The 5,690-nt window shown below is 65.0% G+C and carries 6 protein-coding genes and 1 pseudogene; 2 read left to right on the top strand and 5 right to left on the bottom strand.

The annotated features are described in order from the left end of the window. Positions 1 to 143: 143 nt before the first annotated feature. The 5 genes and pseudogenes from ACFXKA_RS40790 to ACFXKA_RS40810 all read right to left on the bottom strand — a co-directional run bounded on the left by ACFXKA_RS40790 (position 144) and on the right by ACFXKA_RS40810 (position 4,251). Positions 144 to 1,064 (bottom strand): helix-turn-helix domain-containing protein, encoded by a 921-nt coding sequence (locus tag ACFXKA_RS40790; RefSeq protein ID WP_379431574.1) that lies wholly within the window; start codon positions 1,062 to 1,064, stop codon positions 144 to 146. 86 nt (positions 1,065 to 1,150) lie between these two features. Beyond that, positions 1,151 to 1,453: pseudogene (gene coaD, locus ACFXKA_RS40795) on the bottom strand (pantetheine-phosphate adenylyltransferase); the annotation flags it as partial. A gap of 241 nt (positions 1,454 to 1,694) precedes the next feature. Beyond that, on the bottom strand, positions 1,695 to 2,309 hold the full coding sequence (locus tag ACFXKA_RS40800) for an SDR family oxidoreductase (protein WP_379431575.1): 615 nt from the start codon (positions 2,307 to 2,309) through the stop codon (positions 1,695 to 1,697). Positions 2,310 to 2,335: 26 nt separating this feature from the next. Next, positions 2,336 to 3,016: an SDR family oxidoreductase gene (locus tag ACFXKA_RS40805; RefSeq protein ID WP_379431576.1), complete on the bottom strand. Its 681-nt coding sequence runs from the start codon at positions 3,014 to 3,016 to the stop codon at positions 2,336 to 2,338. 416 nt (positions 3,017 to 3,432) lie between these two features. Further along, a complete protein-coding gene (locus tag ACFXKA_RS40810) occupies positions 3,433 to 4,251 on the bottom strand; it encodes an MBL fold metallo-hydrolase (RefSeq protein WP_379431577.1) in 819 nt (272 codons plus the stop codon). Positions 4,252 to 4,359: 108 nt separating this feature from the next. On the opposite strand from ACFXKA_RS40810, the gene ACFXKA_RS40815 reads away from it, so the two are divergent. Next, the gene (locus ACFXKA_RS40815) at positions 4,360 to 4,959 is read left to right on the top strand and encodes a helix-turn-helix domain-containing protein (RefSeq protein ID WP_379431578.1); all 600 of its coding nucleotides are present in this window, start codon (positions 4,360 to 4,362) and stop codon (positions 4,957 to 4,959) included. A 342-nt stretch (positions 4,960 to 5,301) separates the two neighbouring features. Then, a complete protein-coding gene (locus ACFXKA_RS40820; RefSeq protein ID WP_379431579.1) occupies positions 5,302 to 5,598 on the top strand; it encodes a hypothetical protein in 297 nt (98 codons plus the stop codon). The last annotated feature ends 92 nt before the right edge of the window (positions 5,599 to 5,690 follow it).

A 5,690-nucleotide genomic window follows, 5' to 3' on the forward strand; every position in this document is an offset into this window, starting at 1 on the left:
TTGTTTTGTTTCTGTTGAATGTGGTGTTGGGTTATTTTCTTGTTTCTTTTTTTCGCTGGTTTCGATGTTTACGGTTATTTCATCGAAGCGCCCCCCCACCACCCCCACGTGCGGCCGACCCCTCGACGGCCGCTGGAAACAGGTCAATTGGTTACGATTCCGTGGATTTCGTCCCGGAGTTCGGCGAGGAATACGCGGGCATCGGTGTCGAACAAAGCCATTCGAGTCAAAGCAGCCCAGCGGCGGCGATGGGCGTCGACAAGTTCGGGGCCGCGAGTGACCATGCTTCCCGGAATCGGTTCCGCGGAGGCGAGTGCGTGGTCCTCGTTCTCGTAGATGACGAAACCGTGCGGGATCGTGGTACTCGCCTCGATATCCTGCGGAATCACCCCGATGGTGACCGTATCGAGGGTCTCGATCGAGATGATCCGGTCCAGTTGGGCGAGGAGCACGCGATGCGGGCCGGGCCGAAAGCGCAGGGCCGCTTCGGTAATCAGGAATTCGAAGCGCTTCGCGGGGTCGTACAGCACACGCTGGCGATCCAGGCGCGCGGCGAGCGCGGCCGCCAGAGCGTCGGGCGCATACGGCGGATCGAAAGTGGCGAACACCCGGCGGGCGTAGTCGGCGGTCTGGAGCAGACCCGGCACCAGTGCGGGCTGGAAGTTCCGCACCATGTGCGCGTCCTCCTCGAATGCCCGTACGTCGTCCTGTAAATGCGGGCGCTCTGCGAGTGAGGCCGCCCAGTCCTGCACCTCGGGCGAGTGCGCCGCTGCGGTGAGAGTGCGCAAAGACTCCTGATAATTCGCTTCTGCCCCAACCGCTTTGGCCCAGTCCAGCACCTGCGGTAGTGGGGGAACCACGTGGCCGGCTTCGATCCGAGACAACGTCGACTGGCTGATTCCGACTCGTTTGGCCAACTCCCGCCCGGAGATTCCGGCCATGTCCCGCAACCGGCGCAGCTCCGCGGCCAACTGCTGGCGCGGGTGCGACTGGCGCGCAACGGAATTCGCGGCGGCTACTGCCGCCGCCGTCACGCCCACTGTCGGTTGATTCACTGGAACCATGATGATTCAGATCGAATCATCTTGATTCATACGAGTCAAGACTCGGCCGGTCGCAACGTGAATCAGGGCGTGTGGGATCGGACACACTCGTAGTCGCTCACCGCGCGCAGGCCCTTCACCATGGCGCGCACGCCGTGCTGCACGCAGAAGTCGACGAGCAGCCCGTCGATGGCCTCGCCGCGGACGTTCGGGTATTCGCCGGTGACGTTGCGGATCATGGCGATGCGCTCCTCGGCGGTGAACAGCGCGCGTTTGCCGGCGTTCTTGCCGACGCCGATGATCACCTCGTCGAACAGCGTCGCGACGCGGCCGATGATGTCGAGGTGGCCGTTGGTCACCGGGTCGAAGGAGCCCGGACAGACCACGCGCCGGATGACCGATTCAGCCATGATCACTTCGCTGTCTTCGCCGTCGTCACTGTCCGGGTGAGGGCCCGGGAGGATCAGCCGGCCCACTGCCCGTGATCCCACACGGCCGCGACCGGATGCCTCCGGAGGCGCGGCTCTCAACGCACTATATTGTCTGACCGTGCTGACCGAACCGGCCAGCACGAGGGACGGAAAATCAACTGGCCGTTACCATCCGGGGTTGGCCGAAGGCGCCGCAACGCCGGATGGCGGCCAGTTCGGGTCAATCGGCGGTCAGGGCGGTGAACGCCGTGGCCCAGTTCACAGGGGTAGGACCGTCATACAGTTCGAAAGTCTTGCCTTGGGATTCGGGGTGGAGCAGGGCCGCGACGGCTGCCTGGGCGACGGTCGCGCGGCTGACGCGACCGTCGCCGCGATCGCCCTGTTCGAGATGCGCACCGGTGGCAGGTGAATTCGTGAGCCAGCTGGGCCGGACGATCGCATAGGGTGCGCCGCTGTTCCGCAGTGCCTGCTCACCGGCTCCGCGCGCGCGGATGATGCCTGCCATGTCGGGATGTTCGGCGGCGCGGGTGATGTAGATCTGGGAGATCAGAACAATGGGGATCTTCTGTGCGGCGGCCAGTTCGGCGAGCTGTCCGACTCCGGTGTGCATCACCGCGTCGGCGGCTGCGTCATCCACGGGCGGCTCGACCGAGACGATGATGCCGTCGACGCCGGCCAGCATCCGGGGATCGAGCGGGTTCGCCAGGTCGACCGCGATGCTCTGCTCGTCCCGAGGACGCCGGGTGCCGACGACCACCTCGTGACCGAGGCTGCGGAGCAGGTCGACGGCTTGCCGGCCGGTGCGGCCCGTGCCTCCGATGACCAGGTATTTCATGAAACTCCTCTGTTGGGGAAAACCTGTCACCAGGGCAGGGGGTGGCCGTCGCGGAAGAAGCCCCCGGTGGGGCCGGAGTCGGGCAGGGTTGCGGCCCAGACGATTCCGGCCGCACCCTCGGCGACGGGACGGCCGCCGGGGCCGCCCATATCGGTGGCCACCCAGCCCGGGCAGACGGAGTTGACCAGGATGTGGTCGGAGCGCAGCTCGGCGGCCAGCATGCGGGTGAGAGCGTTGAGGGCCACCTTGGTTGTGTTGTAGGCGGGGGTGCCGCCACCCATGCCGGTGAGGGAGGCGGCTTCGCTGGAGACGTTCACGATGCGGGGATGGGAACTCTTGCGCAGCAACGGCAAGAAGGCATGGACCATGCGCCAGGGGCCGTAGAGGTTGGTTTCCGCGGCCTCATGCACGACCGCCAGGTCCGCGGTCGCCGCGCGCTGCCAGGTGTCGTAGGTGATTGCGGCATTGTTGATCAGGACATCCAGTCGACCGTGCACGCCCTCCACTTCCCGGGCTGCCGCCACGACACTGGCGTTGTCGGTGACATCCAGCAGCAACGGGAGCGCCCCCACCTCTACGGCCGCGGTCTTCCCGGCTTCCTCCGACCGCGCACCCAGCAGCACAGTGAACCCGAGTTCGGCCAGCTGCCTGCAGACTTCCCGGCCGATCCCGCGGTTGCCGCCGGTAACCAGCGCGATATCGCTCATAATTGTCGATCTTGCCGCCGAATCGCCAAGCCGTCGAGTCGCTTTCGCTCAACGGGGTCAACAAGGCCCTCGAAGCTGTATGGGTTCGGCTACAAGCGCTGGAATTTCGTGCTCAGCGTCCGTTGAGTGATCGTGCCTCGTGCACGGCGATGCCGAGCGCGCGAGGCATCGCCGTTTTCGGCCACGAGCGCATCGGCTTCGGAGGCATTCAGTGTGCCGTAGCGTTCTATGACATCTCAACCATCTGCACATGCTGATGAGCGATCAGAATGTAGGCCCGCCTTCGACCGCGGCGGCGGTAGTGACTGAAGCGGGCTTGGTGCTGGCGGCGTCGTCGGCGTCGTCGCCGGATTTCCTTTTGTGGCAAATGTTTTCGATGCCGCTATCGCGAGCGCCCCCGGAGCCGACAGGCTCGATCAGCCGATTGCTGGTGCGAGGTATTCCAGCGCATAACCATTGCCGGAGGGGGTCACGCGGGCGATGCCGGGTGAGTCGAGGTGGGCGCCGGCTACGAAGTGGTGTGGCTGGGTCAGTTGTTCGAGGAGGGCGGCTCGTGCGGCGCGGGCCTGGGACTGGTTGCCATCGAGCTCCCAGGACACGTTCGGCTGATCGAATTGGAGTGTGGGAACGTGAACGGTGTCGCCCCACACGAGAAGGTGGCCGGTGCCGCTCCTGACGTCGTAGACGGTGTGACCGGGGGTGTGGCCCGGCGTCGGGATCGCGGTGATCCAGTCGTTGATCGCGACCTTCTCCGACACCGGTACGACCCGGTCGCGGATCGGCTCGAGCCGCCCCGTGAACACCGAGGTGTCGCCCGCGCCGATCCACACGCGCTCGAGTTCGGTGAACGCCTCTGCACCGTCCGGCGCGATCAGGCCGCTCACGTGGTCCTCGTGCCTGTGGGTGATGGCCACGTCGGTGACTCGCGCGCGGTCGATTCCCGCTTCGTCGAGCGCGTCGTAGATCAACCCCATGGTGGGGTCGTGCCAGACGTTGGATGCGCCGGTGTCGATGAGAACCGACCGCGCGCCGTCGGTGACGAAGAAGGCGTTGACCGACAGCCGCAAGTTGTCGCCGGCCAGCGGCACGGCGGCCGGCAGCTCAATGAGCTCGCGCCCATCCTCGTCGCGGAGCCGGGTCGGCGGCATGTCGATGTATCCGTCTCGCAACGAGATCACCTGCAGATCGCCGAATTCGAACGTGGCATGGTGCCGGCCACTCGAGATCAAACGCATGGAACCTCCGTCGTGTTGGGCGCATATCGCGTGTCTTCGATAGAAGACTACATCTTCTTTAGGAGAAATCTAGACTGTGGACAGCAAGGTACCCATCGATCGAGGAGCATGGTGGTCGAGCAAGACGGAAACGCGGCCGGTGACGACCTGGCCGGCGCGTTCGGCGCCAACGTGCGGCGACGTCGCGAGGAGGCGGGCCTGACGCTGGAGCAGCTGTCCATACAGTCGTCGGTCAGCAGGGCGATGCTGTCCAAGGTCGAACGCGGTGAGAAGAGCCCGACGATCGGCGTGGCGTCCAGGATCGCCCACGCGCTCGACGCATCGCTCTCGGACCTGATCGGTGGGGTGACTGCTGCCGCGTCTGGTGTGGCCGTTGTCCTGCGCAAGAACGATCGCCCCGTTTTCCGTGACCCCGAAACCGGCTTCGAACGGCACATGGTGTCAGCGGCCCCGGGCGCGGGAGGAGCCGAGATGGTCGCCCACTACCTCCCCGCACAGGTCTCTACCGGGCTGCTGCCCGCGTATCCGCCGGGTACGGAGAAACAACTCGTGGTGCTCGAAGGCACCCTCACCGTCGCGATCGGCGGGATCAGCGAGACCCTGAACACAGGCGACTCCCTGTTCTTCCAGGCCGACGCGGACCACGGCTTCGCCAACCGAACGAACGCTCCCTGCGAATACATCATGTTCATCTCGCGCAGAACCTGAACCGGCCCAGATCCGAATAGCCGACCACTGTGCCGAATTGGGGTGAGTACGGTGCCCGGCGAGGCATGGCCGCTTCCATCCGGGCTTCAGCAGGATCGACGAAAACGCGCTATGCCGCTACCCGCGCTGACCGAACCGGCCATCGCACCAACGTTGGAAATCAACTGGGACTACTGATCTGAGCCACGCACCATATTGCCGATTGGCGTGCATCACCAGGCAGCGGCGCGACCAGGCGGTAGCGCGAGATGTGTGGCTGGTACGTGGTTGTGTACGAACTTGTTCTGTCCTGGAACGTGTTCTAGCCTGCGAGGTATGTGGGGGACTGTGGGTGGAAAGCTCGTGCTGAAGAATGTTCGTGTCTTCAACGGTCGTGCGATCGGCGAGCCGACGTCAGTCGTAATCGCCGGCTCGGTGATCGGTACCGATGCCGGAGACGCTCAGGCGGTCGATGGCGGGGGTGGCGTTCTCGTACCGGGGTTCATCGACGCGCATGTACATCTCGATGGCCCCGAGACGCTGGACCTCCTTGCCGCACATGGTGTTACCACGGCACTCGACATGGGCACGCTGCAGTCGGAATTGATCGCGTCTGTGCGAGAATGTTCCGGTACGACGAGCATCTATAGCGCGGGGTGAGGTTCCCCCCGGATGGTGGACAGGGGGCTTACGAGTTTCAGGCGGCAGCCGCTCGGAGTGAGCGTTCGAAGGTGTCGGGGCTTTGCATCGCG

Source organism: Nocardia sp. NPDC059228 (assembly GCF_042754245.1).
Taxonomy (GTDB): Bacteria; Actinomycetota; Actinomycetes; order Mycobacteriales; family Mycobacteriaceae; genus Nocardia.

Bases quoted from the DNA above. Each gene is read 5' to 3' on its own strand.
- ACFXKA_RS40815 (WP_379431578.1), top strand. From the start codon at position 4,360: ATGGTGGTCGAGCAAGACGGAAACGCGGCCGGTGACGACCTGGCCGGC.
- ACFXKA_RS40790 (WP_379431574.1), bottom strand. From the start codon at position 1,064: ATGGTTCCAGTGAATCAACCGACAGTGGGCGTGACGGCGGCGGCAGTA.
- ACFXKA_RS40810 (WP_379431577.1), bottom strand. From the start codon at position 4,251: ATGCGTTTGATCTCGAGTGGCCGGCACCATGCCACGTTCGAATTCGGC.
- ACFXKA_RS40800 (WP_379431575.1), bottom strand. From the start codon at position 2,309: ATGAAATACCTGGTCATCGGAGGCACGGGCCGCACCGGCCGGCAAGCC.
- ACFXKA_RS40805 (WP_379431576.1), bottom strand. From the start codon at position 3,016: ATGAGCGATATCGCGCTGGTTACCGGCGGCAACCGCGGGATCGGCCGG.